At 70.6% G+C, this 26,805-nt stretch carries 25 protein-coding genes; 13 read left to right on the top strand and 12 right to left on the bottom strand.

Annotated features, from left to right (window positions below; genetic code table 11):
- Positions 1-2: 2 nt before the first annotated feature.
- On the bottom strand, positions 3-1,040 hold the full coding sequence (locus tag ACYVIP_RS35580) for an ABC transporter substrate-binding protein (RefSeq protein WP_460404512.1): 1,038 nt from the start codon (positions 1,038-1,040) through the stop codon (positions 3-5).
- A 646-nt stretch (positions 1,041-1,686) separates the two neighbouring features.
- Between ACYVIP_RS35580 and ACYVIP_RS35585 the strand changes: the two genes are divergently transcribed.
- From ACYVIP_RS35585 to ACYVIP_RS35600, 4 genes are all read left to right on the top strand, one after another.
- Positions 1,687-4,704, top strand: coding sequence for a sensor histidine kinase (locus ACYVIP_RS35585; protein ID WP_460404514.1), 3,018 nt, complete (start codon positions 1,687-1,689; stop codon positions 4,702-4,704).
- Complete coding sequence (locus ACYVIP_RS35590; RefSeq protein ID WP_291409853.1) at positions 4,701-5,126, top strand: roadblock/LC7 domain-containing protein; 426 nt, start codon at positions 4,701-4,703, stop codon at positions 5,124-5,126. The genes ACYVIP_RS35585 and ACYVIP_RS35590 overlap by 4 nt, the downstream gene beginning before the upstream one ends.
- A 119-nt stretch (positions 5,127-5,245) precedes the next feature.
- The gene (locus tag ACYVIP_RS35595; RefSeq protein ID WP_460404516.1) at positions 5,246-5,866 is read left to right on the top strand and encodes a DUF742 domain-containing protein; all 621 of its coding nucleotides are present in this window, start codon (positions 5,246-5,248) and stop codon (positions 5,864-5,866) included.
- On the top strand, positions 5,847-6,455 hold the full coding sequence (locus ACYVIP_RS35600) for a GTP-binding protein (protein ID WP_460404518.1): 609 nt from the start codon (positions 5,847-5,849) through the stop codon (positions 6,453-6,455). The genes ACYVIP_RS35595 and ACYVIP_RS35600 overlap by 20 nt, the downstream gene beginning before the upstream one ends.
- A gap of 36 nt (positions 6,456-6,491) precedes the next feature.
- Here the strand turns inward: ACYVIP_RS35600 and ACYVIP_RS35605 are convergent, their stop codons facing one another.
- Positions 6,492-6,767 (bottom strand): hypothetical protein, encoded by a 276-nt coding sequence (locus ACYVIP_RS35605; protein WP_460404520.1) that lies wholly within the window; start codon positions 6,765-6,767, stop codon positions 6,492-6,494.
- 60 nt (positions 6,768-6,827) lie between these two features.
- Positions 6,828-9,110 (bottom strand): helicase-associated domain-containing protein, encoded by a 2,283-nt coding sequence (locus ACYVIP_RS35610; RefSeq protein ID WP_460404522.1) that lies wholly within the window; start codon positions 9,108-9,110, stop codon positions 6,828-6,830.
- A 74-nt stretch (positions 9,111-9,184) separates the two neighbouring features.
- Here ACYVIP_RS35610 and ACYVIP_RS35615 point away from each other — a divergent pair, with 74 nt between their 5' ends.
- From ACYVIP_RS35615 to ACYVIP_RS35630, 4 genes are read left to right on the top strand one after another with little or no spacing between them, the layout of a single operon-like run.
- Positions 9,185-9,373: a hypothetical protein gene (locus tag ACYVIP_RS35615; protein WP_460404524.1), complete on the top strand. Its 189-nt coding sequence runs from the start codon at positions 9,185-9,187 to the stop codon at positions 9,371-9,373.
- A gap of 2 nt (positions 9,374-9,375) precedes the next feature.
- Positions 9,376-10,776 (top strand): malic enzyme-like NAD(P)-binding protein, encoded by a 1,401-nt coding sequence (locus ACYVIP_RS35620; protein WP_460404526.1) that lies wholly within the window; start codon positions 9,376-9,378, stop codon positions 10,774-10,776.
- Positions 10,777-10,797: 21 nt separating this feature from the next.
- Positions 10,798-11,277: a cyclic pyranopterin monophosphate synthase MoaC gene (moaC, locus tag ACYVIP_RS35625; protein ID WP_460404528.1), complete on the top strand. Its 480-nt coding sequence runs from the start codon at positions 10,798-10,800 to the stop codon at positions 11,275-11,277.
- Positions 11,274-12,188: a molybdenum cofactor biosynthesis protein MoaE gene (locus tag ACYVIP_RS35630; RefSeq protein WP_460404530.1), complete on the top strand. Its 915-nt coding sequence runs from the start codon at positions 11,274-11,276 to the stop codon at positions 12,186-12,188. The genes moaC and ACYVIP_RS35630 overlap by 4 nt, the downstream gene beginning before the upstream one ends.
- A 103-nt stretch (positions 12,189-12,291) precedes the next feature.
- Here the strand turns inward: ACYVIP_RS35630 and ACYVIP_RS35635 are convergent, their stop codons facing one another.
- A complete protein-coding gene (locus tag ACYVIP_RS35635; RefSeq protein WP_460404532.1) occupies positions 12,292-12,990 on the bottom strand; it encodes a transglycosylase family protein in 699 nt (232 codons plus the stop codon).
- A gap of 675 nt (positions 12,991-13,665) precedes the next feature.
- Positions 13,666-13,938 (bottom strand): MoaD/ThiS family protein, encoded by a 273-nt coding sequence (locus tag ACYVIP_RS35640; RefSeq protein WP_460404534.1) that lies wholly within the window; start codon positions 13,936-13,938, stop codon positions 13,666-13,668.
- A gap of 22 nt (positions 13,939-13,960) precedes the next feature.
- Between ACYVIP_RS35640 and ACYVIP_RS35645 the strand changes: the two genes are divergently transcribed.
- Entirely contained in the window at positions 13,961-14,758 is a 798-nt protein-coding gene (locus ACYVIP_RS35645; RefSeq protein WP_460404536.1) for an HAD-IIA family hydrolase, read from the top strand.
- Positions 14,759-14,896: 138 nt separating this feature from the next.
- Here the strand turns inward: ACYVIP_RS35645 and ACYVIP_RS35650 are convergent, their stop codons facing one another.
- The 3 genes from ACYVIP_RS35650 to ACYVIP_RS35660 form a co-directional block, all read right to left on the bottom strand.
- Entirely contained in the window at positions 14,897-16,186 is a 1,290-nt protein-coding gene (locus tag ACYVIP_RS35650) for an MFS transporter (RefSeq protein ID WP_460404538.1), read from the bottom strand.
- 110 nt (positions 16,187-16,296) lie between these two features.
- Complete coding sequence (locus tag ACYVIP_RS35655) at positions 16,297-16,743, bottom strand: MarR family winged helix-turn-helix transcriptional regulator (protein ID WP_460404540.1); 447 nt, start codon at positions 16,741-16,743, stop codon at positions 16,297-16,299.
- 31 nt (positions 16,744-16,774) lie between these two features.
- Positions 16,775-18,235 carry an NCS2 family permease gene (locus ACYVIP_RS35660; protein WP_460404542.1) on the bottom strand — a complete coding sequence of 487 codons (1,461 nt, stop codon included), beginning with the start codon at positions 18,233-18,235 and terminating at the stop codon, positions 16,775-16,777.
- Between the two features lie 20 nt (positions 18,236-18,255).
- Here ACYVIP_RS35660 and ACYVIP_RS35665 point away from each other — a divergent pair, with 20 nt between their 5' ends.
- Positions 18,256-18,546 carry a DUF2530 domain-containing protein gene (locus tag ACYVIP_RS35665; RefSeq protein WP_460404544.1) on the top strand — a complete coding sequence of 97 codons (291 nt, stop codon included), beginning with the start codon at positions 18,256-18,258 and terminating at the stop codon, positions 18,544-18,546.
- A gap of 72 nt (positions 18,547-18,618) precedes the next feature.
- Here the strand turns inward: ACYVIP_RS35665 and ACYVIP_RS35670 are convergent, their stop codons facing one another.
- From ACYVIP_RS35670 to ACYVIP_RS35680, 3 genes are read right to left on the bottom strand one after another with little or no spacing between them, the layout of a single operon-like run.
- Positions 18,619-19,104, bottom strand: coding sequence for a permease-like cell division protein FtsX (locus tag ACYVIP_RS35670; protein ID WP_460404546.1), 486 nt, complete (start codon positions 19,102-19,104; stop codon positions 18,619-18,621).
- Positions 19,105-19,129: 25 nt separating this feature from the next.
- The gene (locus tag ACYVIP_RS35675) at positions 19,130-21,946 is read right to left on the bottom strand and encodes a sacsin N-terminal ATP-binding-like domain-containing protein (RefSeq protein WP_460404547.1); all 2,817 of its coding nucleotides are present in this window, start codon (positions 21,944-21,946) and stop codon (positions 19,130-19,132) included.
- Positions 21,943-23,043, bottom strand: coding sequence for a DUF3027 domain-containing protein (locus tag ACYVIP_RS35680; RefSeq protein WP_460404549.1), 1,101 nt, complete (start codon positions 23,041-23,043; stop codon positions 21,943-21,945). Before ACYVIP_RS35680 ends, ACYVIP_RS35675 begins: the two co-directional genes overlap by 4 nt.
- Positions 23,044-23,082: 39 nt before the next feature.
- Here ACYVIP_RS35680 and ACYVIP_RS35685 point away from each other — a divergent pair, with 39 nt between their 5' ends.
- From ACYVIP_RS35685 to ACYVIP_RS35695, 3 genes are all read left to right on the top strand, one after another.
- Positions 23,083-23,868 (top strand): glutaminyl-peptide cyclotransferase, encoded by a 786-nt coding sequence (locus ACYVIP_RS35685; protein ID WP_460404551.1) that lies wholly within the window; start codon positions 23,083-23,085, stop codon positions 23,866-23,868.
- Positions 23,869-23,934: 66 nt separating this feature from the next.
- Positions 23,935-25,764 carry an MFS transporter gene (locus ACYVIP_RS35690; RefSeq protein ID WP_460404781.1) on the top strand — a complete coding sequence of 610 codons (1,830 nt, stop codon included), beginning with the start codon at positions 23,935-23,937 and terminating at the stop codon, positions 25,762-25,764.
- Between the two features lie 10 nt (positions 25,765-25,774).
- Positions 25,775-26,269, top strand: a complete 495-nt coding sequence (locus ACYVIP_RS35695; protein WP_460404553.1) for a DUF2771 family protein — start codon at positions 25,775-25,777, stop codon at positions 26,267-26,269.
- Positions 26,270-26,326: 57 nt separating this feature from the next.
- Here the strand turns inward: ACYVIP_RS35695 and ACYVIP_RS35700 are convergent, their stop codons facing one another.
- Positions 26,327-26,713, bottom strand: a complete 387-nt coding sequence (locus ACYVIP_RS35700; protein ID WP_460404555.1) for a cold-shock protein — start codon at positions 26,711-26,713, stop codon at positions 26,327-26,329.
- Between the last annotated feature and the right edge of the window lie 92 nt (positions 26,714-26,805).

Raw genomic sequence — 26,805 nt, forward strand, 5'->3', positions numbered from 1 at the left:
CGTCAGGTCAGCGGTGCGGTCGGCACGATCATCGTGGACACGTCCAACGGGGCCTCGATGACGCCGAACTCCTCCATCAGGTCGGGCACCCGCTGGATGCGCGAGGCGTCCAGCTTCGACTGGAAGGTGAGCAGGGTCGCGAGCTTCGCGGTCTCCTCATCGACCTTGGAGTGCTCGACCAGCAGCGGCTCGACCAGGCTGCGGTCGGAGAGTGCGAGGTCGGTGCCCTTCTGCATGGCGCGCTGGAAGGCGGCGACGGTGTTCGGGTTCGCCTCGACGAACTCCCCGGTGGAGCCCCAGCCGGCGGCCGGGATGTCGGCCGTCGGACCCTTGGCGGTGTCGAAGATCGTCACCGCGCCGGCCCGCTTGTGGGTGTCCTGGATGAACGGCTCGGTGGCGAAGGCGGCGTCCACGTCGCCCGCCTTGAGCGCGTCCGCGGTCTTGGGGAACGGCGTCTTGACCCAGTCGATCGTCGCGTGGTCGATCCCGTTGGTCTTCAGCGTGGACATCACCAGCAGGTCGGAGATGGTGCCCTGCGCGGTCACCGCGACCCGCTTGCCCGCCATGTCCTTGATGCTCTTGACCGACGAGGTGGGCAGGGCAACGACCACACAGCTGTCCGGACCGGCCGAGGCGGCGTCGGCGACCAGCTTGATCCCGCCCTTGTTCTGGGCCAGGCCCTTGCTCTCGGCGAGGAAGAACGGGGTGTAGCTGGAGTAGGCGATGTCCGCCTCACCGGAGGGGAGCTTGCCAACCGAATCGCCACCGCTCGGCGCCTGGACGTACTCGATGTTGAGGCCTTCTTCCTTGAAGAAGCCCTCCTTCATCGCCAGGTGGAACGGCGCGAGGTCGGTCGTCGTCATGATCGAGACGGTGAGATTGGTCTTTTCCAGCTTGTTGTCTCCGCCGGACTGCGGCTCGGACTCCTCGTCCGAACCACCGAGCAGACCACAGCTGGACAGCGCCGTGACCAGCGTCAACGCCGTTGCGACCAGGGGAAGGCGGGAGCGAATACCGCGCCCGGTACTGCCATTGGGCATTTCGAGCCTCTCCTCATGGGGTGAGGTGGTTGAAAGCTGATAGGTGGTGGTGCCCCGTACACCAGGTCGCCACTCTAGAGACCTTCATCCCCGGGTCACAATGAGTGTCTGCCAGATCATGTCCACGTGATGACGGTTGGTGAAACGAGTGGTAACGCCGCTTGCCGACCTGCGTGCTGCGGCATTTAGTCGCCCACGTACGGGCCCGACCTGCGGCCTCGGCGCTACTACGACGAGAGTTTCGTCACCCGATCGTGGTACGTCCAGAGCTAAACCGATCGAGATAAATCGTTGCCTCCGTGTGACTTTTCAGACCCTGATGCGTGACCATCCGTCCGGAGGGCTTACATCGGGCCGTAGACTCCGCTACCTTCTGTGGCCACAGTGAGGTAGAGATCCGTCGAAGCGGTTAAGGAGCGCGCCCAGATGGTCTTGCGCGTGCTTCCCGGCAGCGGGAGCTGGGAAGTGTGGCAGCAGGGGTGCGCCGCCGCTGGGGGCGCGAGGCGGGTCGGGGTCCTCACTGGGGTACTTGTCCGTTCGAGCTGGCGGGCTACCGGCTTGACAACCAGGGAGAGTGCTGGGAGTGCCCGACCACACTGCTGATGTCCCACCCCGCGCCGGGAACCGCACCGTCTATGGTGCCGCCGTGCCCGAGCAGAAACGCGACCGGAACGCGCCGTCAGGCCGGCAGCCGGACAAACGCCCCGGCGCCCTCGCCGGCGGGTCCCGGCTCCGGATGCGCAACTGGCGACTGCGGACCAAGGTCATCGCCGTCATCGTGGTGCCGACGCTGACCGCGTTGGCCCTTGCCGGACTGCGCTCCGCGGACGACCTCGGTCGCGCGGGCGAGTTCCAACAGACGGTCGACCAGGTCGACCTCGCCAGGGCCGTGACCGACGTGGTGCACGAGCTCCAGGAGGAACGCACGCTCATGGTGGCCTGGCTGGCCGCCAGGACCGAGTCGCGGTCCGCGCTGGACACCCAGATCGGCAAGGTCGACGAGACCATCGAGCGGGCGCAGGAGGTGGCCAACGGTCTCGAGACCGACGACGAGGCGGCCAAGACCCGCTACAACATCGGTCTCCAGCGACTGTCCGCGCTGCCCGCGCTGCGCACGCTCGCCAACACCCCCGACTACCAGAGCATCAACGCGTTCGTCCGCTACTCCGGGGTGCTCGACGCGGTCGTCCGGCTCGGCCGGGAGATCAACACCGCGGTCACCGACCGCGACCTGCTGCGCGACGGCACGATCATCCAGGCGCTCGCCGAGGCCAAGGAGAACACCGCCAAGGAGAACGCGATCCTGCAGATCGCCGCGGCGAACAACGGCTTCCCGGCCGACCTGCTCGACCGGATCCGGGACTCCCAGGCCGCGGTCATCGGCGCGGAGGCCGACTTCAAGGCGAACGCCTCGAACGACCAGCAGCAGCTGTACGACGAGACGGTCAGCGGCGAGGAGGTCGACAAGCGGGAGCGGCTCAAGGCACAGGCCATCGCCGACACCGAGGGCGCCGCCGCCGCGGGCACCGCGCAGCCAGACCTGGACATCAACAAGGACGAGCTGACCAGCTTCGGCTCGGCCACCACCACCCACATTCGCGACGTCGAGATCAGGCTGCTCGACCAGCTGCGCGACGACGCCGAGGTGCTGGCCGACGACGCGGTCGAGTCGGCGTGGCGGGACGCGGCGCTGGTGCTGCTGGCCCTGTTGCTCGCGGTCGGCCTGATGGCCATCGTGACCCGCTCGCTGCTGACCCCGCTGCGGGTGCTGCGGCGCGAGGCGCTCGAGGTCGCCAACCGCAGGCTGCCCGCGTCGGTGCAGCGAATCCTGGCCGACCCGGACCCGGCGGAGGCCGCCAAGCACGCGGTCGAGCCGGTGGCGGTGTTCACCAAGGAGGAGACCGGTCAGCTCGCCCGCTCGTTCGACGCGGTGCAGGAGCAGGCCATCCTCATGGCGACCGAGCAGGCCCTGCTGCGCGACAACATCAACTCGATCTTCGTCAACCTGTCCCGCCGGTCCCAGGCGCTGGTCGAACGCCAGCTGTCGCTGATCGACCGGCTGGAGCAGGACGAGCAGGACCCCGACCAGCTGGCGAGCCTGTTCGAGCTCGACCACCTGGCCACCCGGATGCGGCGGAACTCGGAAAGCCTGCTGGTGCTCTCGGGCACCGGCCTTTCCCGCCAGCTCAACCGTCCGGTGCCGGCCTCCGAGGTCGTCGGCGCGGCGGTCTCCGAGGTCGAGCACTACGCCAGGATCGAGGTCGCCTCCGCACCCGAGGTCGCGGTGCAGGGCCGCGCGGTCTCCGACCTGGTGCACGTCATCGCCGAGCTGCTGGACAACGCCACCTTCTTCTCCGAGCCGGAGAAGAAGGTCATCGTCCGGATGGCCATGACCCGCAAGAAGGAACTGGCCATCCAGATCACCGACCAGGGCGTCGGGATGTCCGAGAACGAGATCGGCTCGGCCAACATGCGCCTGGCCGACCCGCCGGACCTGGACGTCGCGGTGACCAGGCGGATGGGTCTGTACGTGGTCGCCCGGCTGGCCAAGCGGCACAACATCATCGTTCGGCTGCGGGACAACGAGGACATCGAGGGCGGCCTGATCGCCCGGATCAACGTCCCGGCCGACCTGGTGCAGCCGGTCGGCGCGGCCCCGAGGTCGATGTCGGCGACGTCGACGACCTCCTCGCTGCAGGCCGCCGCGCTGGACGCGCAGCAGACCGGCCTGGGCCTCGGCGCGAGCATGCCCAACGTGCCGAACACGCCCGCCCCGGTGCGCAACAGCGGCATCGCGGGCGCGTTCACCGGCAACATGCCGCGACTGCGCCAGGACGGCGCGAACCCCGACGAGACCCGCCAGGACCGCACGCCGCAGGAGGTCGCCGGGTACCCGAACTACGCGCCCGGCTACGACCCCAACGGCGGACAGGTGCCCAACGGCACGCCGGCGGAGGCCAACGGCCGGCACGAGGAGGCCGAGCACACCGCGACGCTGTTCGGCAGCCCGCTGCCCGACCCCGGTCCGGTCGAGCCGGACGCCGGCGACTACCCGCCGCTTGGCGCGGGCCGCCCGGCCGCGGAGGTCGACCAGGGGATCGACGCGCCGACCGAGCGCCTGCCGATCTACGAGGCCGTGCTGTCACAGTGGTTCGAGTCGCCCGACACCGGGTCTCACCAGCGCCAGCCCGCCGCTGACGCGGAGCTGCCGGCGACCAACGGGGCCGCGAACGGCAACGGGGTCAACGGGAACGGGAACGGCGCGGCCAACGGCGCCGCGGCACCGGAGGAGGCGCCGGCACCGGCCGCCCCGCCGGAGCCGGCGCCGGAACCGGCTGCGTGGACCTCACCAGGCGATGACGGCTGGTTGGCCGCGCAGGCGCTGCTCGACACCCCCAAGGAGGAGCCGAAGACCACCGCGGGTCTACCCAAGCGGGTACCCAAGGCGCATCTGGTGCCGGGCTCGGCCGCACCACGCCATCAGGAGTCCGCAGAGGACAAGCCAGCGGCGCCGCCGCTGCCGCCACGCACGGCGGATGCCGTCCGTGGTCGCATGTCAAGCTTCCAACAGGGTGTCCGGCGTGGCCGGCACGCTCTCATTGACGCCTACGCTGGCGACCAGTCCGGTCCCGACGCCAGCCGTATAGACGAGGAGCAGGAGTGACGACCCCGTCCGCAAATCAGCCCGGTAGCTTCGGGTGGCTCATCACCGATTTCGTCCGTCAAGTTCCCGGCGTGGCGCATGCCGTCGTCGTGTCCGCCGACGGGTTGCTGCTCGCCGGGTCGCAGGGCCTGCCGAGGGACCGCGCCGAACAGCTGTCGGCGGTGTCCTCCGGTCTGGTCAGCCTCACCCAGGGCGCGGCGCGGTGCTTCGAGGCCGGTGGCGTGAACCAGACCGTGGTCGAGATGGATCGCGGGTACCTGTTCCTGATGTCCATCTCGGACGGCTCGTGCCTCGCGGTGCTCGCCGCGCCGAACTGCGACATCGGTCTTGTCGCCTACGAGATGACGCTGTTGGTCGAACGTGTCGGCCAGCAGATGACTCCGGAATTGCGTGCGCAGCTACAGGGCGCACAGCGCAGGTAAGTCGTGCGGACCGCGAGGGCGCGGAGATATAGCGGAGGTCGGACCCCATGCGACCGTCTCGGGGACACCTACAGCGACGATTGCCGCGCGCCGGAGAGTCAGAGCGGAGGCAGGTAGAGATGCCGGAAAAGGGTTGGGAGGACCTCCCCGAGCATGACATCGGCGACGCACCGAACAGGTTCGACGTCGATGGGTTCCGGGCCAGGCTCTTCGGTGGTCCCGGGGCGACGCTGTATGGCGACTCGGGTATTCCGGCGCAGTCCGCGTGGGACAGCAAGGAGATCCCCACCGTCGGGCCCGGCGAGGACAGCGGGTACCACAGCGGATACCACAGTGGGGTATTCAACAGCGGGGTTTTCCACAACAGCAGCGCGGATCTGCTCGGGGAGTCGAGCCGGGACACCGGGTCGCTCGTCCGGCCGTACACCAAGACAGGCGGCCGAACGCGCTCTGACTATGATCTTGCAATCGAGGCGCTGGTTTCCACCAGCGAGCGGGGAAAGGCCCCAGACGCGGCGGTGCTACCGGAGCACAGGTCGATCTGTGGGCTTTGTCTGGACACCAGGTCGGTCGCCGAAGTGGCAGCACATCTGCGGCTGCCCCTCGGGGTCGCGAAGGTGCTCATCGGAGACATGGCCGGTATGGGGCTGGTCCTGATCCATCAGAGTGGCATGGTCGTTGGCGACCGGCCGTCGATCGAATTCATGGAAAGGGTGCTCAGTGGTCTCCGCAGGCTCTAGTCCCCTCAGCCCGCGTGGCGCGGCACCGCAGCCGACGACTTCGGCCAAGATCGTGGTCGCCGGCGGGTTCGGGGTCGGCAAGACGACCCTTGTCGGCTCGGTGTCGGAAATCGTTCCGTTGACCACCGAGGCCGTGATGACCGAGGCGAGCGTCGATATCGACGACTTGTCCAACACGCCGAACAAGGTCACCACCACGGTGGCCATGGACTTCGGCCGCGTCTCGCTGGACAGCGACCTGATCCTGTACCTGTTCGGTACGCCGGGTCAGCACCGCTTCTGGTTCATGTGGGACGACCTGGTCTACGGCGCGATCGGCGCCGTGGTGCTGGTCGACACCCGCCGCCTGGCCGACGCGTTCGCGTCCATCGACTTCTTCGAGGACCGCCAACTTCCTTACGTGGTGGCGCTCAACTGCTTCGACCGGGTGTTGCACCACCGGGTCGACGACGTGCGCGACGCGCTCACGATCGAGCAGTCCATCCCGGTGGTCACCTGTGACGCCCGGGATCGTGAGTCCACAAAGGAAACGCTGATCACGTTGGTGGAGCACGCGATGCACCAGCGGATGTCGGCCCGCGCGGGCTGAGTGAAGCCAGTACGACGTTCTCGACGCGCCCTCGGCTCAGCCGAGGGCGCGTCGTGCGTAGTAGGCCATCGAGCTGGTCGCCTCGTCGGCTTCGGTGAGATCTCCTCTTGCCAGGGCGCGTAACGCGTCCGCGGCCCGGCTGATGCCCATCAGCGCGTCGAGCACGCGTTCGCGGTTCTCGCCGCGGGCATCGGGATCCAGCTCGGCGAGCAGTTTGCGCACCCCGCCGTCGATGACGTCGGCGCGGTCGAGGAAGTCGGCGCGCAGCACCCGCAGGCGCTCGTGCCTCGTGCGCTGCTCGTCACTGCTCATTCGCCGACGATGCGGCAGAAGTCTCGAGAACCGCTCGTGTCGGCGTCAAGTGCGCCGTGCTCAGCTGGTGGCGATCAGCGACGCGGATGTGATGCGGTGCAACGGATACTGGCGCACGGTGTCGTTGACCTGATCGTCCACGACGTCCTTGCCCTCCAGCACGCCGCCGCCGACCCGGAACGGGGTGACCACCCGCTGGCTGGCCACCCCGCGCGCGTCCACGAAGTCGATCAGCACGTGGCCGCGCTGCTCGATGGCCTCCCGGAGCAACGCGAGCGTGGCCGAGGTGTCCGCGACCCCGCCGCCGGAGGTCAGGGAGACCGTGCGGCCCCGGCGGGTGGCCGCCGCGGTGTCGCTCGCCCTGATCTGCGCCACGATGTCGAGCAGGCGTTGGACACTCGGCGGGTTGGGCACCCCGCCGCGGCGGGCGCGGGTGGTGGCCGGCAGGCGGTGGCCGCTCTGGCGCAGGTCGAGCACCTGGCCGTCGGCGCCCTCGGCGGCCGGGGCGAAGCCGGCGCCGCGCAGCTCGTCGAGGATCTCGGTCAGCGGCAGCGGGCTGACCACCACGGTCGGCGCGATCCGGCGCAGCTCCAGCCGCGCGGCCACCGGGTGGGCGGCGACCTCGGCCAGCAGCACCGGGTCATCGCAGCGCAGGAACGAGGTCGCCGGGCCGCCGCGCAGCCGGCCGTGGCGGCGGGCGACGTCGTCGATCAGGTAGCTCATGCCCTGCGGGATCGGCGTACGGGACTTGGCGCGGAACAGTTCGTGCAGGTCCTCGGCCGAGCGGCCGGCGTCCAGCGCGCGGCGCACCGAGGACTCGGTCACCCGGTAGACCGTCGCGCTGCCGGCCGACTCGACGTCGGCCACCTGCGCCAACTCCACCGCGAGCACCGGCTCGAGCGGTCCGGGGGCGACCACGGTCAGATCGGCCTGCACCAGCACGTGGTCCACGGGCTCTGGCATCGCCCCGGCCATCGCCTTGGCCGCGGTCGCCGGGCCGTCGGCGAGCAGCTCCCGGCCGGCCGAGGTGATCGCGCCGAGGGCGACCAGGCCGAGCGCGGTGGCCTCGGTGAGCGTCCAGCGCACGATCTCGTCCCGCAGCCGGCCGCCGCGCCGGGGCGCCCGCCAGGCGAGGATCTCGGCCAGGTCGTCCGGGGAGGCCACCCCGATGCCCGGCGCCAGCTCGGCCAGCGCGCCGAGCACCCGGCGGCGTTCGGCGGGGGCCGGCGCGCGTCGCAGGTCGTCCGACAGCGGGGCGAGCACCTTGTCCTTGGCGTCGCGCAGGCCGGCCAGGCCGGGCAGCCGGGGCAGGTCGAGCCAGGCGGCGGCGAGCGTGGCCCAGCGGTTGGCCGGGGTGGACACCAGCCACGGGTCGACCACGGTGGTCGGCATCCACTCCGGGTTGGTCGCGGTCGCGCTGTCGGCGATCATGCCCGCGCCGAAGGCGAGCTCCACGATGAACGCGCTGCCCCGGTCGTCGGTGTCCAGCTCGCGGGACAGCCGGCGGACGTCGCGCACGCCGAGGCCGCCGGCCTTGAGCACCGCGGCCGGCTCCTCGGACCACACCTCGATGAGCTTCTCCGTGCGGCGCAACAGCTCCAGCGCCTCGCCGGCACCCGTCGCGTCCACATTGGAGTGTTCGGCGGTGCGCAGTGCCGGCTGGTCCAGCTTGACTGTCCCCAGTGGACTGTCGGCGCGCAGGGCGAGGCCGACCTGGCGGGGCAGCTCGACGGTCTCGGCGTCCCGGCGCAGCAGCAGGCCCATGGCCACCAGCCGCTGGACCGGGGTCTTCGCGTGTTCGAGGGGGACCACCTCGGCCGCGTCCCTGGTCCGGCCGATCGGCGACGACCCGTGCGCCAGCGCGGCCAGCAGCCGCCGGTCGGCCTCGGGCAGGGTCGCCAGCAGCCCGTCGATGTCCACGTCGACCAACGCCGCCGACGGCGAGCCCAGCCCGGCCGGGTACAGCCCGCCAGCCTCCCTGGCGGCCGGCACGATCGACACCGCGTCGTGCGGCCCCCAGGCCAGCGCGAGCCGCATCAGGTGGTCGAGCACCTCGGCCACCCGGCCGGGCGCGACCGAGGACCCGACGAGCGCGGTGACCTCGTCGACCGACACCGGCTCGCGGTCGGCCTCGGCCACCACCAGCGCGTCCAGTACGGCCAGGGCGAAGGTGTCCAGGCCCTCGGCGGCTCTGGCCACCGACGCCCGGCTGCCGGCCCGCGCGGCCAGAACCGCCAGGTCGGCGGGCGGCGGGGTGGCCAGATCGGGTCGCGCGCGTAGTAGGTCGGCCAGCGTCTGGTCGTCCTGACCGCGCAGCCATTCGGTGAGCGGGACGGCGGGCACGTGACCACGGTATACGCGCGCTTGGACCAGAGCATGTGTCCGGTAGCCTCAAGCTCCGTCAAGCCGTGTAGTTGATGGAGGGCATCGTGGCGAAGGCCAAGCGTTCGCACCGTATCGATCCGACCTGGCCGGACGTCGAGCACCCGGTGAGCGAGATCGCCGCCGACCGCCAGGGCGCGCTGTCGCCCTACGGCGACCTGAGCTTTCCGCTCACCGCCGAGGAACTCGGCTACGAGCACCCGGTCACCGAGATCAACAAGTAGCCATGCCCGTTCCCGGTCCCGGTTACTCCATCACCATCCGTGTCGAGGCCCCACCGTCGGCCAGCGCCGCCGGTGACCTGGCCGCCGCCGTCGGCCGTGCCGGCGGGGTGATCACCGCCTTCGACGTCGTCGAGTCGCACACCGACCGGATCGTGGTCGACCTCACCGCCAACACCCACTCCGACGAGCACGCGCAGGACGTCACCTCCGCGCTCGAGCAGCTGCCCGGCGTCGCGGTGCGCAAGGTCTCGGACCGGACGTTCCTGATCCACCTCGGCGGCAAGATCGAGATCAGCTCCAAGGTGGCGATCAAGAACCGCGACGACCTGTCCCGCGCCTACACCCCCGGCGTCGCGCGGATCTGCCAGGCCATCGCGGAGAACCCCTACGACGCGCGCCGGCTGACCATCAAGCGCAACACCGTCGCCGTGGTCACCGACGGCTCGGCGGTGCTCGGCCTCGGCAACCTCGGCCCGGCGGCCGCGCTGCCGGTGATGGAGGGCAAGGCCGCGCTGTTCAAGAAGTTCGCCGGCGTCGACGCCTGGCCGGTGTGCCTGGACACCCAGGACACCGAGGAGATCATCCGGACGGTGCAGCTGATCGCCCCGGTCTACGGCGGGATCAACCTGGAGGACATCGCCGCGCCGCGCTGCTTCGAGATCGAGGCGCGGCTGCGGGACATGCTCGACATCCCGGTGTTCCACGACGACCAGCACGGCACCGCGATCGTCGTGGTCGGCGCGCTGCGCAACGCGTTGCGGGTGGTCGACAAGCAGCTGTCGGACTGCCGGGTCGTGGTGTGCGGGGCCGGTGCCGCCGGGTCGGCGATCATCCGGTTACTCCTGGCCAAGAAGCCCGGCGACGTGCTCGCGGTGGATGTCAACGGCATCGTGCACCCGGACCGGGAGGGCATGGACCCGAACCTGGCCTGGATCGCCGAGCACACCAACGCCGACCGGCTGACCGGTTCGCTGACCGACGCGCTGGTCGGCGCGGACGTGTTCATCGGCGTCTCGGCGCCCAACCTGTTCGGCGCCGACGCGGTGGCCACCATGGCGCCGGACGCGGTGGTGTTCGCGCTGGCCAACCCGGACCCGGAGATCGACCCGCTGGAGGCCCAGCGGCACGCGGCGATCGTGGCGACCGGCCGCAGCGACTACCCGAACCAGATCAACAACGTGCTGGCCTTCCCCGGGGTGTTCCGCGGCCTGCTCGACGCGCAGGCCAACGCCATCACCGACGAGATGCTGCTGGCCGCCGCGGACGCGATCGCCGACGTGGTGGACGGCGACCGGCTCAACGCGTCGTTCATCGTGCCGAGCGTGTTCGACTCGGCGGTGGCCCCCGCGGTCGCCGAGGCCGTGGCCAAGGCCGCCGCCCCGGTGGCCGGCAAGCCGGCCTGAGGGCGCACTAGCATCGCCGGTGTGGGCGAGCTGACACACGTGGACGCCACCGGCGCCGCGCGCATGGTGGACGTGACCGGCAAGGAGGCCTCCGCGCGGGTCGCGGTGGCCACCGGGACCGTGCGGACCACCGCCGAGGTCGTGACCCTGTTGCGGTCCAACGGCCTGAAGAAGGGCGACGCGCTGGCCACGGCCAGGATCGCGGGCATCATGGGCGCCAAGCGCACCTCGGAGCTGATCCCGCTGTGCCACCCCATCGCCATCACCGGCGTGACCGTGGAGTTCACCGTCGGCGAGGACCAGGTCGAGATCACGGCCACCGCGAAGACCACCGACCGCACCGGCGTCGAGATGGAGGCGCTGACCGCGGTCGCGGTCGCCGGGCTCACGCTGCACGACATGATCAAGGCGATCGACCCGGCCGCCGAGCTGGACGCCGTCCGGCTGGTGCGCAAGGACGGCGGCAAGACCGGCACCTGGACCAGACCGGAGGGCAGATGACCCGCACGGCCCGTGTGGTGACCGCGTCCAACCGTGCGGCCACCGGCGTGTACGAGGACCGGACCGGACCGGTGATCGTCGACTGGCTGCGGCGCCACGGCTACCAGGTCCCGGCCGCCGCCGTGGTCCAGGACGGGGAGCCGGTGCTGGTCGCGCTGCGGGCCGCGGTCGCCGCCGGCGCGGACGTGGTGCTCACCACCGGCGGCACCGGCATCAACCCGACCGACCGGACTCCGGAGATGACCGCGCGGGTGCTCGACCACGAGGTGCCGGGGCTGGCCGACGCGATCCGGGCCGCCGGGTTGCCCGGCGTGCCGACGGCCGTGCTGTCCCGTGGCCTGGCCGGGGTGGCCGGGCGGACGCTGATCGTGAACCTGCCGGGGTCCAGCGGCGGGGTGCGCGACGGCCTCGGGGTGCTGGCCGGGGTGCTCGACCACGCCGTTGACCAGCTGGCCGGCGGCGACCATCCGCGTACGGCGGTGGTGCCGGCCGCGGTGTTGTTGGCTCAGGTGGTCGACGCGCCGCTGTCGGTCGAGGAGCACGCCGCCTTGGTCGACGACCGGGCGGCGGGTGCGGTGGTGACCTTCGCCGGGGTGGTGCGCGACCACGATGGTGGCCGGGGCGTGCGTGACCTGGACTACGAGGGTCATCCGAGCGCGCAGGCGGTGATCGAGGAGGTCGCCGCGGCGGTCGCCGGCGGGCATGCCGGCGTGCGTTCGCTCGCGGTCAGCCACCGGATCGGCGCGCTGGCCATCGGCGATGTCGCGCTGGCCTGCGCGGTCGCCGCCGAGCACCGGGCCGAGGCGTTCGCCGCGTGCGCCGAGCTGGTCGACGAGGTGAAGCGCCGGCTGCCGATCTGGAAGCACCAGAACTTCACCGACGGCACCGACGAGTGGGTCAACTGCCCGTAGTACGGGTGCCAGAGCTGCCGAAGGGCTCCACCGCCGGGGGACCGCGGTGGAGCCCTTCGCTCAAGCAGTGCCTTCCGGCACGTGCCTAACGCACAACGTCAGCTCACTTTATGGCGATGGTCTGATCCACCAGGATCATGTTCGGGTCGCCGATGAACTGCTTGTTCTTCTCGTAGATGGCTTCCCAGCCACCCTCGACCTGCTGGGCGGCGGCGATCTTGTAGAGCGTGTCGCCCTGCTTGACCGTGTACTCGCCGTCCGGGTTGTTGGCCGAGGACTGGCCGTGGTGGCCACCGCCGTGGTGCCTGGCCGGGGCTTCCTGCTCGACCGGAGCCTGCTCGACCGGAGCCGAGGGCTCCTCGTAGGACTGCTCCGGCTGCTCGGCCGGGGCGGCCTCGGGCTGCTCGGCGCCCGCGTAGTCGTTGCTCGGGGCACTGGTGGCGCCAGCCTGGGCGCCACACACCGGCCATGCGCCGATGCCCTGCGTCTGGAGGGTGTTCTCCGCAACCCGGATCTGCTCCGCCTTGGAAGCGTCCGCCGGGTTACCGGTGCCACCGTTGGCCTCCCAGGTGCTCTGGGAGAACTGCAGGCCGCCGTAGTAGCCGTTGCCCGTGTTGATGCTCCAGTTGCCGGTGCTCTCACACTGGGCAACCGCGTCCCAGTTGACCGAGCCCTCGGTCTGGGCCTGGGCGGGGCCGGCGGCGAACGCCAGCGGAACACCAAGGGCGGCGCCTGCGACGACGACGCGAGCGATGTTGCGCTTGGCGGCGGACGGCTTGCGGTGCTTGCCTTGGTACGCCATTTCAGTCTCTCCCTCAACGCCTGCTGTGCAGCTGTGCACCCCGTCCGGAGGTTCTCTTTCAGTCGGGGGATAACTCCCAAGTGCCCGCCGGACGGGTTTGGCGTTTCGGGCACCTGGGTTTTGTTCTGGCTGGTTCGGGGCCAACCAGAGGCGACGGTACGTAACAAAAACCCGGATTGGTAAGGCGAAGTATCGGTGACGTGGGTCACAGTAACGTGCGAGACGGCTTCGCGATTGCGGTATATCCGCAGGTGGAAGCCGTCTTCTAGGCTGTTATATTGACGTTAACGTACCGAGATAATTCACTCTAAGTGAGTCATAGGTCACGTCAGACTGGCCCAATATTCACGTTCAGTATCGACTACTACATAACATAGGACGCTGCAGTGTGAAATCGAGTGGCTACCTCATGCAATGCCTGCAGCTAATTTGTTCGGCGATCCGAGTGCTGATCACGAACCGGTAGCAATGATCTTAGTACCCCGTGATCAGCCGGTTGTGAATGGTCGGTCAACTCGTCGTGTCGGGGCGTTTTGGCTCGTCGTGAAGAGTGTCGTGCGCACCGCTGCCGACGGCCTGGTCCGCCGCGTTCGCCGGCATGCGGGCAGCGGTCGCGGCCGCTGCCGAAGTGTCGGCGTGACCTGGGGCTGGTGCCCTCGGCGCGCCGCCGGTCGGTCAGCCGCCGGCGAACGGGGGCAGCACGTCGAGGTCCGAGCCGTCGGGCAGGACGCTGGTCTGATCGCGCACCGCGATGCCGTCGAGCAGGAAGCTGCAGGCGGTGAGTACGCGGGTGAGGCGCTCGCCGTGGCGGGCGGTCAGCTCGGCCACCAGGTCACGAACCGTGGCGCCGGTCGGCAACGCCACGGTCTCCTCGCCGAGGCCGGCCGCGGCCTTGGCCCCGGCGAAATAACGCACACGGACCGTAGTGCTGGTTGGAGCGGTGGTCACCCTGACAGGTTAGCGTTTGCCCATGGCCTGGACCTATCTCATGGACATGGACGGCGTCCTGGTGCACGAGGAGCACCTCGTGCCCGGCGCCGACAAGCTGATCGAGGAACTCCGGGCGAAGGAGATCCAGTTCCTCGTGCTGACCAACAACTCCATCTACACCCCTCGTGACCTGCGCGCACGGCTGCGCCGAAGTGGCCTGGACGTGCCGGAGTCGGCCATCTGGACCTCGGCGCTGGCGACCGCGACCTTCCTGGACTCCCAGCGTCCGGAGGGGTCGGCCTACGTCATCGGGGAGTCCGGTCTGACCACGGCGTTGCACGAGATCGGCTACGTGCTGACCGACCGGGACCCGGACTACGTCGTGCTCGGCGAGACCAGGACCTACAGTTTCACCGCGATCACCACGGCGATCCGGCTGATCGAGCAGGGCGCCAGGTTCATCGCGACCAACCCGGACAACACCGGCCCGTCCAGGGAGGGCTCGCTGCCGGCCACCGGCTCGGTCGCGGCGCTGATCGAGCGGGCCACCGGCCAGGCGCCGTACTTCGTCGGCAAGCCCAACCCGTTGATGATGCGCTCCGCGCTGCGCGCCCTTGGCGCCCACTCGGAGGAGACCCTGATGATCGGCGACCGGATGGACACCGACGTCCGCTCCGGCCTGGAGGCCGGCCTGCGGACGATCCTGGTGCTGACCGGCATCTCGACCGCGGACACCGCCGAGCGCTTCCCCTACCGTCCGAGCCGGATCATCGACTCGGTGGCCGACCTGGTCGGCCAGGCCGACACCCCGTTCCCCGCCGACCCGGGAAACGCGTAACCCCGACCCCCGGCAGTACCACCTGCCGAGAGCCGGGGTCACACATGTTCCCGAACTGACTGCCGCTCCCACCACGAAGCGACAAGCTAAGCCTAACCTAACTTCCTCCCAGGGTCCAATGATTGGACCCGCACGCGGTCAGACCTGGGCGTGTTCGGGGGTCGGGGTGGCGGGGCGGGGGCGGCGTAGGCGGGTGCGTAAGCGCCGGCGGGTGCCGGTGCCGCGTTGGAGACCGCCCCGGCGGACGAGGACCACGCCACAGACCACGGCGGACAGCGCCGCGATGGCGCCGCCGATGACGAACGGGGAGCGGCCGCCGAACTCGGCGGCCAGCCACCCGGTCAGCGGGGCGCCGACCGGGTTGCCGCCGATGAACACGAGCATGTAGAGCGCCATCACCCGGCCACGCATCTCCGGCGCGGTCGCCAGCTGGATCGAGCTGTTGGCCGTGTTCATGAAGGTGATCATCGCGACGCCGGTCGGGATCAGCGCGAGGCCGAACGCCAGGTACGTCGGCATCAGCCCGGCACCCAGCTCCAGCAGGCCGAACGTGAACGCCGCGCCGATCAGCAGCCGCATCCCCGGCGGCGTGCGCGTGCTGCGCCGCACGGCCAGCAGCGAGCCGGCCAGCGAGCCGACCGCCAGCAGGGTCGACAGCAGGCCGTAGCCGTCGGCCTCGCGGTGGAAGACGTTGGCCGCGGCGATCGCGAGCGTGGTGAAGAACGTGAACGCGAACGTGCTGACGAAGAACACCATCACCAGCACGGTGAGGATGTCCGGCCGCCCGCGCACGTACCGCAGCGCCGCCCGCAGTTGGCCGCGCCGGGTCGTCGGTCCTGGCTGGCGGTGCAGCTCGGCGGGGTTCATCCTGGCCAGGTTGACGATCACCGCGACCGTGGTGACCGAGTTGATCAGAAACACCCAGCCGGTCCCGGTCCAGATGATCATCAGACCGGCCAGCGCCGGTCCGATCACCCTGGCCAGGTTGAACATCGACGAGTTCAGCGCGACCGCGTTGGCCAGGTGCTCCTTGCCGACCATCTCCCCGACGAACGCCTGCCGGACCGGTGGATCGACCGCGGTGAACATGCCGAGGACGAAGCACAGCAGGTAGACGTGCCACAGGGCGACCAGCTCGGTCACGTCCAGCAGCCCGAGCACCAGCGCGCAGACCGCGATGCCGGACTGCACGAGGATCAGCATCCGGCGCTTGTCGTGCCGGTCGGCCAGCAGGCCGGCCCACAGCGTGAACAGCAGGGTCGGCAGGAACTGCAGCGCGGCGGCGATGCCGAGCGCGACCGGGTCGTAGCCGGAGAGTTCGAGTACCAGCCAGTCCTGGGCGATGCGCTGCATCCAGGTACCGACGTTGGAGATCACCTGGCCGGACGCGAACAACCGGTAGTTGCGTACGCGCAGGGAGCCGAACATGCCTCGATGATCCCGTCCGTCCGTGGACGGCGCGACGAGCGCGGCTCGAGGCGAACCGGTCGTCCTGGTCGACTTTCCTGTTGGGTCACACGCCTTGCTGTTGTCTGTCACTAATCCTGTTGGCTCGCCAACCGGTCGATGATCTCCGCGGCCTCGGACAGCACGGCCAGCTCGGTGGGGCTCAGCTCGGCCAGTCGCTTGTCCAGCCAGGCCTCGCGGGCGGAGATGTCGGCCAGGATGAGCGCACTCCCTTCCTCGGTGATCTCGACGATGGCCTGCCGGCCGTCGCTGGGGTGCGGTCGGCGGCTGACGTAGCCGGCTTCCTCGAGAGCGGCGATCACCCTGGTCATGGACGGGGGCTGGACGACCTCCTTGGCCGCGAGCTCACCGGGGGTGAGCGGGCCACACTTGTACACGCAGAACAACGCGGACAGCTGGGTGAGCGTGACCGAGGAGGCAGTCCGCTGGGCGCGAAGCCTGCGGCTGAGCCGGACCGTCGCCACCCGTAGACGGCTGGCGAGGGTGCGTTCGGCTACGTCCTGCGCACTGTTCGACACATCGTTAGCATACCTTACGACCTGCGGAAAGTCAGGCGAAGACCGCCCGGATGGGGCCGATCGCGAAGTACACCAGGAACAGCGCGGCGACGATCCACAGCAGCGGATGAATGCCCCGCGCCCGGCCGGTCACCGCCCGCAGGACCACGTAGCTGACGAAGCCGGCGCCGATCCCGTTGGCGATCGAGTAGGTGAACGGCATGACGACGATCGTGAGGAAGGCCGGCAGCGCGATCGTGAAGTCGTCGAAGTCGATCTCCTTGATCTGGGCCATCATCAGCACGCCGACGATCACCAGCGCCGGCGCGGCCGCCTCGACCGGCACGGCCTCGTAGAGCGGGGTGAAGAACATGGCCGCGATGAACAGCAGCCCGGTGACCACGTTCGCCAGGCCGGTCCGCGCGCCCTCGGCGATGCCCGACGCCGACTCGACGTAGACCGTGTTGGAGCTCGACGACGCCGCGCCGCCGGCCACCGCGCCGAGCCCGTCGACGAACAGCGCCCTGCCGACGCCCGGCAGCCTGCCGTCCTTGTCGATCAGGCCGCCTTCCTTGCCGAGGCCGGTCATCGTGCCGATGGTGTCGAAGAAGTCGGTCAGCACCAGGGTGAACACCAGCAGCACCGCGGTGATCACCGGCACCTGCACCCAGGCGTCGAAGTTGACCGCGCCGACCAGCGAGAGGTCCGGCGTGCTCATCACGTCGTCGGGTACCTCTGGCAGTCCGAGGTTCCAGCCGGTCGGGTTGACCCCGGCGGACGGTCCAGCGTCCACAATGGACTCGACGATGATCGCGAGCACCGTGGAGACCAGGACCCCGATCAGGATCGCGCCCTTGACCCGCTTGGCCACCAGGATCCCGGTCAGCAGCAGGCCGACCACGAACACCAGCGTCGGCCAGGACGCGATCGAGCCGTCGATCCCGAGTCCGACTGGGACGGTGGTGTTCGCGACATCGGGCACCCGGCGGACAAACCCGGCGTCGACCAACCCGATCAGCGTGATGAACAACCCGATGCCCACCGCGATGCCGGCCTTGAGCGACGGCGGCACCGCGTTGAACACCATCGTGCGCACGCCGGTGACCACCAGGATGAGCACCACCACCCCGTTGACCAGCACCAGCCCCATCGCCGCCGGCCAGCTCATCTGCGGCGCGATGGTGACCGCGACGAACGCGTTGATGCCGAGCCCGGTGGCCAGGGCGAACGGGTAGTTCGCGACCAGTCCGAACAGGATGGTGAGCACCCCGGCCACCAGCGCGGTGACCGCCGCGACCTGCCCGACGGGCAGGATGGCGCCGAACTTGTCGTCGTGGGTCGACGGGTCGTTCGGGTCGGCGGAGAAGCTGCCGATGATCAACGGGTTCAGCACGATGATGTAGGCCATCGTCACGAACGTGACGAGCCCACCACGGATCTCGGTGGCCGTGGTCGAACCGCGCTCGGAGATCCTGAAGTACCGATCGAGCCGGGAGCGGGTACTGGTGCTCATGGGGCGGTAGCCTCGCAAACGTGTCCGGTGAAGCCAAACCCAACGCGCGAATCGAAACGCAGAAGTCACCTCCGCGCCCGTTGCCCCCGCGCCTGCTGGCGCTCGCGCCCGTGGTCTACGTGGGCACCGCGCTGTGGTTGCTCGCGTTCGCCGTGCTGGCCGTCGGGCACTACGCGTTCGACGTGTTCCCGCCGATCTGGATGTGGACCGCGCTGGCCGGCTTCGTGCTCGGGCTGATCGGGATTCCGTTGATGCTCTGGCAGCGCAACGCGTCCCGGCGCGGCGCCCGCGGCGCCCAGAAGGTCGACTGACGCCCCAGTCTGAATGCCCTGAATGCCCCATTCGGGACGCTCAACGTCCCCAATGCCCCATTCAGGGCATTGCTAGAACTGGCAGGCCTGCTTCTCGATGTTGGCCGCGCCGGTCAGCTCGCCTTCGAGGTCCTTGGCGAGTTCGTCGGTGCTCAGGCTGTCGACGGGCAGGATCTCCACGGCGGCCGACATCACGTCGGGGGTGACCTGTTCGAGGAGTTCCGGATCGTCGGCGTAGAGCTCCTTGAACCGTTCGAAGGCCTCGGCCTGCGTCTCGGTGGCGATCTGCTGAACGCGGGGGTCGGCGCGCAGCACCTCGGCGGCCAGCCGCATGTTCTCGTCGGCCTGGTCGGTGTCGAAGAAGACCCGGACCCGGAACTCACCGCCGGCGAGCAGACAGACCGCGTCCTCGTTGCTCATCGACGTGGTGGTCGTCGTCGGTGCTGGCTTGGCGTCGCCCGCGACGTCCTCGTCGCCGCTCATCAACAGCACGGCCACCAGCGCGCCCGCGGCCACCACCAGGGCACCCGCCACGAGCAGCACTTCCCGCTTGGTCACGTCCCGAGAATGCCAGATCGCCGGCTCAGCCGAGCAGGCTTTCCGGATCCTCCAACAGGGCGGCGAACGTGTGCCGCTCGTCCCAGCGGCCGGTCGCCCAGGCCAGCGCGCGGGCCATGCCGGCGGTGGAGTCGGTGCAGTGCACGATGTCGCGGTCGACCCACCAGGACACCTCGTGGTCAGCGAGCCCGATCCGCACGGTGAGCCGGTCGTGCACCAGCGGGCCGCCCGGCGGCACCGCGATGCCCGCGAGGTCACACGCGTCCACCACCGCGCCGAGATCGGCCCAGCGCACCGGTTCGGCGTGCGCCCGGACCTCGCCGATGACCACCTCGGTGGCCAGCGGCACGTCGAGCACGTCGGCCAGCGGCTCGGCGAGCTGGAAGTCCAGGCCGGCGGTGATCACCCGCTCGGCGGAGGCGACGCCGAGCACCCAGGGCGCGTTGAGCACCATCGCCTCGGCCGCCGGCAGGATCTCGCCGGTGAGCGTGCGCACCGCGATCGGCGGTTGGACGTCGTCGGCGTCGACCTCGCCGTCCTGTACGGCGGTGGCGAGCGCGGCGTGCGCGCGCATCGCGGTGCCGGTCGGGATCTGGCGCTCCTGGTCGGCCAGCCGGGCGAGCAGGTCCTCGGCGTCGTCCGCGCCGGTGAGCTCGAGGTGCTCGCGCACGCCGATCGCACGCAGGACCGACGGGTCGAGGTCGACCGGGGGTGCCGGGTCGTAGAGCCCGGTGAGGTCGGTGGCGTCGGGCATCCGCAGCGCGCGCGGCGGCTGGCCGTCGAGCCGGGCGTGGTTGGCGATCCACCAGCCGGTGTAGCCACCGGGCTCGTGCAGCGCGCGCCAGGTGTCCGGGTCGGCGGCGAGCAGCCGCAGGGCGGCCGGCCAGGCGTGCTCGGCGACCAGGTCGAGGTCGCGCACGGCGGTCATCCGGTGCGGGGGCTCCGGCCGGGAGTCCCACCAGTCGTGCTCGTCGGCCAGGTCGTGGTCGGGGGCGGTCGGCGCGTCGTCGACGGTCAGCGCGAACGTGTCGAGCACGCCGACGGCGGTGAGCACGTGCTTCGGCCAGGCCTGCGCGGTGTCGGGGTGCAGGACGCCGAGCGGGGTGTCCTCGTCGAGCAGGTCGAGCAGCGGGGCGTCGGGCAGGGCGAGCTCGTCGGCCCGGCGCCAGTCGCCCGCCTCGTCGGGCAGCGCGATGGCGGCCAGCCACGGGTACTCGCCCGGTCGGACGCCGGCCGAGGTGGCGAGCGTGAGCACGGTGTGCCGGAGGTCGTCGATGTCCATTCCGGACTCGGCGTCCTCGACGCTGCGTTCCACGGCGTCGCGCAGGGAGTCCAGCAGGTCCGCGGCGCCGCCGCGGCGGGCGCCGAGCCGTTCGAGCAGTGGGTGCGCGGCGTCGGGGTGCACGGCGTCGCCGATCGCGAGGTCGGTGTCCTCGACGATGAGGGTGCCGCGCGGGCCGGGGATGGTGCGGCCGTCGGCCAGCGGGACGGGCAGGCCGCCGAGGGCCTCGCGGGCGTCGGCGTCCACCTCGGCGATGGGCGACAGGGCGTCGTAGAGCTGGTGCCACCAGGTCGGCGCCCGGTCGATGCCGGTGACCGCGGCGACGATGTCGGCGGTGTGCAGGCGGTTGGTGTCCAGCGCGGCGAGGGCGGCGGCGTGTTCGGGCGCGGCGAGGTCGGCGGCGACCAGGTTGGGGATGACGTCGGTGAGCAGTTCGGCGAGTGCCTGGCTGTTGGTCGGCAGCAGGGCGGCCTTGCTCGGCGCGACCGGGTCGCCGTCGGCGTCCGGGGTGGGCAGCCAGGGGGTGGTCCGCAGTGCGCCGATGATCCCCTGCCGGAGCCGGTCGTCCACTTCGGACAGTGGGAAACCGGGGAGGGGCACCAGTTCGGTCGGGTTGTCGGCGGCGTCGAGCAGCCGGGGGTAGAGCCGGACCGCCTCGTCGAGCACGATGTCGGTCGCCTTGCCCGGCATCAGCCGCCGGCGGGACGGCTCGACCGGGAGGGTGGCGATCAGCCTGGCGGGCAACGACAGTCGCTCGTCGGTCGGCGTCGGCGCGTGCAGCACCTGCTCCTGCTGGTGTTCGGTGTACGCCCAGCAGATTGTCCATTGTGGACGGTGTTCGCTCGGTAGGCCGGCGGTCAGCTCGGCCGGCAGCTCGCCGGACTTCCGGACGATGGTCCAGTGGGTGACGCCGTCCGGGCCGTGGATGTCGTCGCCGGTGCGGTGCCAGGTGCGGTCGCCGATGTCGATGCGGGTGAGGGTGTCCAGGGAGAGCAGCAGGTCGACGGCCTGGGCGGCGAACTCGTCGAGCCGGGGCGTTTCCCTGAGGGGGAGCCGGACCTCGGTGTCGAACCCGGCCGGGAGGTCGTCCTCGTCGGTCGGCCAGACCAGGCGCAGGACGGGGACCCGGTCGGTGGTGTCGATGGCTTCCCTGGTGCGGCTGGCGGAGAAGGCGACGCCGCCGGTGCGGGAGATGACCCGGGGTTCGTCGCAGACGGTGAGTACCGCGGCGAAGCCGAGGCCGAACTGGCCGACGCCGTGCTGTTTGGCCGAGGCGCGCAACGAGGCGAGCGAGGCCACCCCGGCGGCGTCGAGCGGTTGGCCGGTGTTGGCGACGCGGAGTTCGTTGTCCACTATGGACACTCGGAGGTGGCCGGTGGTGCCGGCGGCCTCGGCCGCGTCGGCGGCGTTCTGCGCGAGCTCGGTGAGCAGGCGGTCGCGGTAGCCGCCGAGGTAGAGGTCTTCCTCGGAGTTGGCGTCCTCACGCAGACGGGTGGGGGAGGTGCGCCAGGCGGCGAGCACGGCGTCCCGGAGCCGTGCGGTGTTGAAGGGGTCGTTCACCCTGGTGGGGACTGGCTGGGCGGGGTGTCCTGGTCCGCCTGCTCGGTCTCAGCGGTGAACTTCGTGTCGGCCGCCGGGTCAGTCTCCGAAGCGTGCTGCTCGACGGCCGGAGATGCCGGCGCGGCGTCGGCCGTGTCGGGCTCGGCGGAGTGCTCCGGTTCGGGTGCTGCCTCTTGCTCGGCGGTCGAGGATGCCGGCGCGGAGTCAGCGGCAGTTGCCTCTGGCGCGGTGTCCGTGGCGACTGCCTCGGGTGTGGCCTCAGCGGACGGCTCGGCTGCCGGGGCGGACTCGGTTGTCGGGTCAGCGGTGGCTGCCTCGGGCGCTGGTTCCGGTGTTGGTTGCGCGGGAACCAGTGGTTCCACGTCCAACCGGGCGTCGTCGTAGATCAGGTTGGCTACCAGGACCGGGGAGACCTGCTCGACCTCGGCTTCCGAATGTGCGCCGCAGCCGTACTCGGCGTGCACCACGTGCGCGTCGGCTGGCGACAGCTCGTTGCCGCAGGTGCCGAAGGACGCGCCGAGTGAGCCGGCCAGCATCAGGTAGAAGCCGCACGTGCCACACCTGGCCGGTGCGCCGCGCGCCATGTCCGAACTCGGGCCGAAGTCACTGTGGAACCACCGGGCGGCGGCCTCTTCGCGCCCCGGGCGCGCCAGCACGCGCACCCGGCCAAGGCCCAGCTCGGTGGCCACCTCTTCCACGGCCGGATCGTCGGACGCCACGTAGGCGGGCACCAGCCGGGGATCGTCGGGCGCGGTCGGCAACAAGTCGCCGACGCCGAGGTCGCCCGCCTGGATGCGCTGGTCCCACGGGATCCAGTCGGGGGCGACCAGCGCCTCCGGTCCGGGCAGCAGGACGACCTCACTCACCGTGACGATCGTGTCCGGGCCGGCGCTGGCGACCGTCGCGGCCCAGCTCCAGCCTCGGTACCCGCGCTTGGCTGCTTCGAACAGGTGGGTGACCGCCGCCGCGCCCTCGATCTGGCTGCCGACGTGCGCGCCAATCTCCTCGTCGCCCGCCTCTTCCTGGGCGGCGGCGCGCGCCAGCTCCACCGCCGCGACCAGCGCGGGGTCCTTGAGCTCATCAGGCTGCGGCATCATCGTGGACGATTGTGCCGTACTCGTGTGAGGCTGGTTCCCGTGAGGGCTCTGTTCGCGCTTGTCCCCCTGGTGGTCGTCACTTCCTGTAGCGGTCCGGCGGAGTCGCCGCCACCGCCGACGCCGACCGGGCAGGCCGAGCTCGTGGCCGAGGTGGTCGAGGTGCTGCCGCACGACCCGGACGCCTTCACCCAGGGGCTCGAGCTGGTGGACGGCACGTTGTACGAGGGCACCGGCCTGGAGGGCGAGTCGATCGTGCGCGCCTACGACCCGGACACCGGCGACGTGCGCACCGAGGTACCGCTGCCGGCCGACCTGTTCGGCGAGGGCATCACCGTCGTCGACGACACCGTCTGGCAGCTCACCTGGCAGGACGGCGTCGCCATCGCGCGGGATCGGGAGACGCTCGCGGAGCGGGAGCGGGTCGCCTATGAGGGGGAGGGCTGGGGGCTCTGTCACGACGGCGAGCGGCTGGTGATGAGCGACGGCACCGCCGAGCTGACCTTCCGCGACCCGCGCACCTTCGAGGAGACCGGTCGCCAGGAGGTCCGGGACGCCGACGACCAACCGGTCACCCACCTCAACGAACTGGAGTGTGTCGACGGCCAGGTTTACGCGAACGTGTGGCAAACCGACCAGATCGTGCGGATTGACCCCGGCAGCGGACTACTCACGGCTACTGTCAATCTGGAGGGCCTGCTGCCCGAGGAAGATCGCGCCGGCGCCGACGTGCTGAACGGGATCGCCGCGATCCCGGACACCGACGAGTTCCTCGTCACCGGAAAGCACTGGCCGAAGATGTTCCGGGTGAAGTTTGTCACCAGCTGAGCGAAGGGCAACGCGCCGCAGGCACACGCTCCGCGACAGACCGACGTACGGCAGGATGGAAGCGTGATTCGTTCCGGTTCAGGCGACCAGGACTCGGGGGACCGCGACGGTCGCCCCGACTCCGGGCGGAAACGCCGTCGCCGCTGGACCGACCAGCCACAACCGCCGATCCACCCGCCGCCGCGCGAGAAGCCGCGCGAGGAACCGCTCACCAACGCCATCCCCACGGCAAACCCCTACGCCGACGATCTGCGGCGCACCCAACCGGTCCGCCGCCAGCCCCCGCCGGAGCGCCGGCAGCCGCCGCCACCCCAGCCGCCACCCCCGACGCGCAACTGGCGTGACGTCCCGCCGCCACGGCGTCACCTGCCACCGGAGAACCCGCCGGAGACCTACGGCCCGGACGGCTACCCCGAGGACCTCCCGCCGCGGCACGAGTACGAGCAGCCGGCCCCGGCGTCCCGGCCGGCGGCCGCCCCGCAGTACCCGAAGAAGCTGACCGTCACCCGGGTCGCCGCCCTGCGCAGCCGCGAGCTGGGCAGCCGGGCGGTCCACGCCTTCCGGCGCGCGGCCAACGCCGACGGCGCGGACAAGTCCGGCCTCACCTCGCTGACCTACGCGACCATGCTCAACTACGCCAGCGACGCCGCGATGGCCGTCGCGCTGGCCAACACGCTGTTCTTCTCCGCCGCGAGCACCGACTCCAGCAAGGGCAAGGTCGCGCTCTACCTGCTGATCACCGTCGCGCCGTTCGCGCTGCTGGCCCCGGTCATCGGGCCGATCCTCGACCGGATCCAGCGTGGCCGCCGGTTCGCCATGTGCGCGACCTCGGCCGGCCAGGCGCTGATGTGCGTGATCATGGCGGCGAACTTCGACTCCTGGCTGCTCTACCCGGCCGCGCTGGGCAAGATGGTGCTGTCCAAGTCCTTCACCGTGTTGAAGGCGGCGGTCACCCCACGAGTCGTGCCGCCGGACATCACGCTGGCCAAGACCAACGCGCGGCTGACCGTGTTCGGTCTGGTCGGCGGCGCGGCGTTCGGCGCGGTCGCCGCGCTCATCCTGCAGTTGTTCGACTCGCCGGGCGCGCTCTGGTTCACCGCGGCGATCTGTGTGTTCGGTGCCGTGCAGGCGATGCGGATCCCGGGCTGGGTCGAGGTGACCGAGGGCGAGGTGCCGGCCTCCCTGTCGGCCAATCCGCAGAAACCCAAACGGCAGCCGATGGGCCGGCATGTGGTCGTCGCGCTGTCGGGCAACGCCACGATCCGGCTGCTCACCGGGTTCCTGATGATGTTCGCCGCGTTCGCGGTGCGCGCGCAGACCGAGGGCGACGCGTTCGCCCAACTGCTGCTGCTCGGCGTGATCGCCGGCGCGGCGGGGGCGGGCAGCTTCATCGGCAACGGGATCGGCGCGCGGATCCACGTCGGGCATCCCGAGCAGGTGGTGCTCGGCTGTATCGGCGGCTGTATCGCCTCGACAGTGGTCGCGGTCCTGATGGAGGGCATCGCGACGGCCGCGATCGTCGGCCTGGTCGGCGCCACGGCCAGCGCGTTGGCCAAGAACAGCCTGGACGCGGTGATCCAGGACGACCTGCCGGAGGAGTCGCGCGCGTCGGCGTTCGGCCGGTCGGAGACCGTGCTGCAGCTGGCGTGGGTGTTCGGCGGCGCGCTCGGGGTGCTGCTGCCGCCGACGTTCTGGATCGGCTTCCTGGTGATCACGATCCTGCTGGTGATCGGCCTGGTGCAGACCATGCTGACCAGGCAGGGCGCGTCGCTGCTGCCGTGGTTCGGGGGCAGTCGCACGATCCGGCCGCAGCGCACCAGCACCAGCGTGCCGAGGTCGATGCCGGCGACCGCGTTTCAGGAGGGGCCGCCGAGCGAGTCCGACCAGCGCCCGTAGTCTCGCGGGCGTGCGTCTCGTCGGTGTCGTGGGTGTCATCGCTGTTGTCGTGCTGGCGGCCGGGTGTTCGGCGGCCGATCCGCCGCCGGCGGATCCGGTGGTCGACTTCGTGGTGGCCGACGAGAAGGTGACCGCCACGCCGTACCTGTACTGCGACGTCCAGGTCAAGGAATGCAAGCGGGACAACGCCGCGCAGGTCGACCTGGAGGTCGCGCCCGGCACGCCGGTGCGGATCACCGTGCCGGACGAGGTCAAGCAGACCCCGTGGTCGGTGGTGATCCAGTACACGACCGCGGCCGGGGAGCAGCAGGCGCCGCAGACCGTGGCGACGTTCGCGCCGGGCAAGTCCTCGACCTACGACGCGTTGCCGCCGGGAAAGGGCGACCAGCTACAGACCGTCGAGGTCAAGCAGGCCGGCGCGAAACTGGTCCGCGACGAGCAGGGCGCCCCCGCGGCCGTGAGCCGAGGTGTCTGGTCCGCCCAGGTCGCCGCCCCAGCCGCCTAGCAAAGCCCTGAATGCCTCATTCGGGACGTTCAACGTCCCGAATGAGGCATTCAGGGCTTACGGGTCGAGTTCGCGGGCTACCGCGCGGACCACGTCGGCGACGAGTTTGGTGTTCTTGCGGTCGGGGTAGCGGCCGCGGCGCAGGTCGGGCTGGACCTTCGCCTCCAACAGCTTGATCATGTCCTCGATCAGGCCGTGCAGCTCCTCCGCCGGCCGTCGCCGCGCCTCAGCCACCGAAGGTGGCGGGTCGATCAGGCGCACCGACAGTGCCTGCGGGCCGCGCCTACCGTCCGCGACACCGAACTCGATGCGCTGACCGGCCTTCAGCCCCGACACTCCGGCCGGCAAGGCTGATGACCGGACGTAGACGTCCTCGCCGCCATCCTGGGTGACGAACCCGAAGCCCTTCTCCGAGTCGTACCACTTGACCTTCCCGGTCGGCACAACACTCACCTCCACACATACGAACGCGCCCCGGGGGCGTACCCAGGACGCGTCCGTACAGCTTATGCCAATTCGGCCGTCAGGCGGTAGCC

Source organism: Actinophytocola sediminis (genome assembly GCF_054779715.1).

Coding starts and splice junctions, on each gene's coding strand:
- ACYVIP_RS35635 (WP_460404532.1), bottom strand. CDS start 12,990: ATGGCGTACCAAGGCAAGCACCGCAAGCCGTCCGCCGCCAAGCGCAAC.
- ACYVIP_RS35580 (WP_460404512.1), bottom strand. CDS start 1,040: ATGCCCAATGGCAGTACCGGGCGCGGTATTCGCTCCCGCCTTCCCCTG.
- ACYVIP_RS35650 (WP_460404538.1), bottom strand. CDS start 16,186: ATGTTCGGCTCCCTGCGCGTACGCAACTACCGGTTGTTCGCGTCCGGC.
- ACYVIP_RS35605 (WP_460404520.1), bottom strand. CDS start 6,767: ATGAGCAGTGACGAGCAGCGCACGAGGCACGAGCGCCTGCGGGTGCTG.
- ACYVIP_RS35620 (WP_460404526.1), top strand. CDS start 9,376: ATGCCCGTTCCCGGTCCCGGTTACTCCATCACCATCCGTGTCGAGGCC.
- ACYVIP_RS35660 (WP_460404542.1), bottom strand. CDS start 18,235: ATGAGCACCAGTACCCGCTCCCGGCTCGATCGGTACTTCAGGATCTCC.
- ACYVIP_RS35645 (WP_460404536.1), top strand. CDS start 13,961: ATGGCCTGGACCTATCTCATGGACATGGACGGCGTCCTGGTGCACGAG.
- ACYVIP_RS35680 (WP_460404549.1), bottom strand. CDS start 23,043: ATGATGCCGCAGCCTGATGAGCTCAAGGACCCCGCGCTGGTCGCGGCG.
- ACYVIP_RS35630 (WP_460404530.1), top strand. CDS start 11,274: ATGACCCGCACGGCCCGTGTGGTGACCGCGTCCAACCGTGCGGCCACC.
- ACYVIP_RS35615 (WP_460404524.1), top strand. CDS start 9,185: ATGGAGGGCATCGTGGCGAAGGCCAAGCGTTCGCACCGTATCGATCCG.
- ACYVIP_RS35595 (WP_460404516.1), top strand. CDS start 5,246: ATGCCGGAAAAGGGTTGGGAGGACCTCCCCGAGCATGACATCGGCGAC.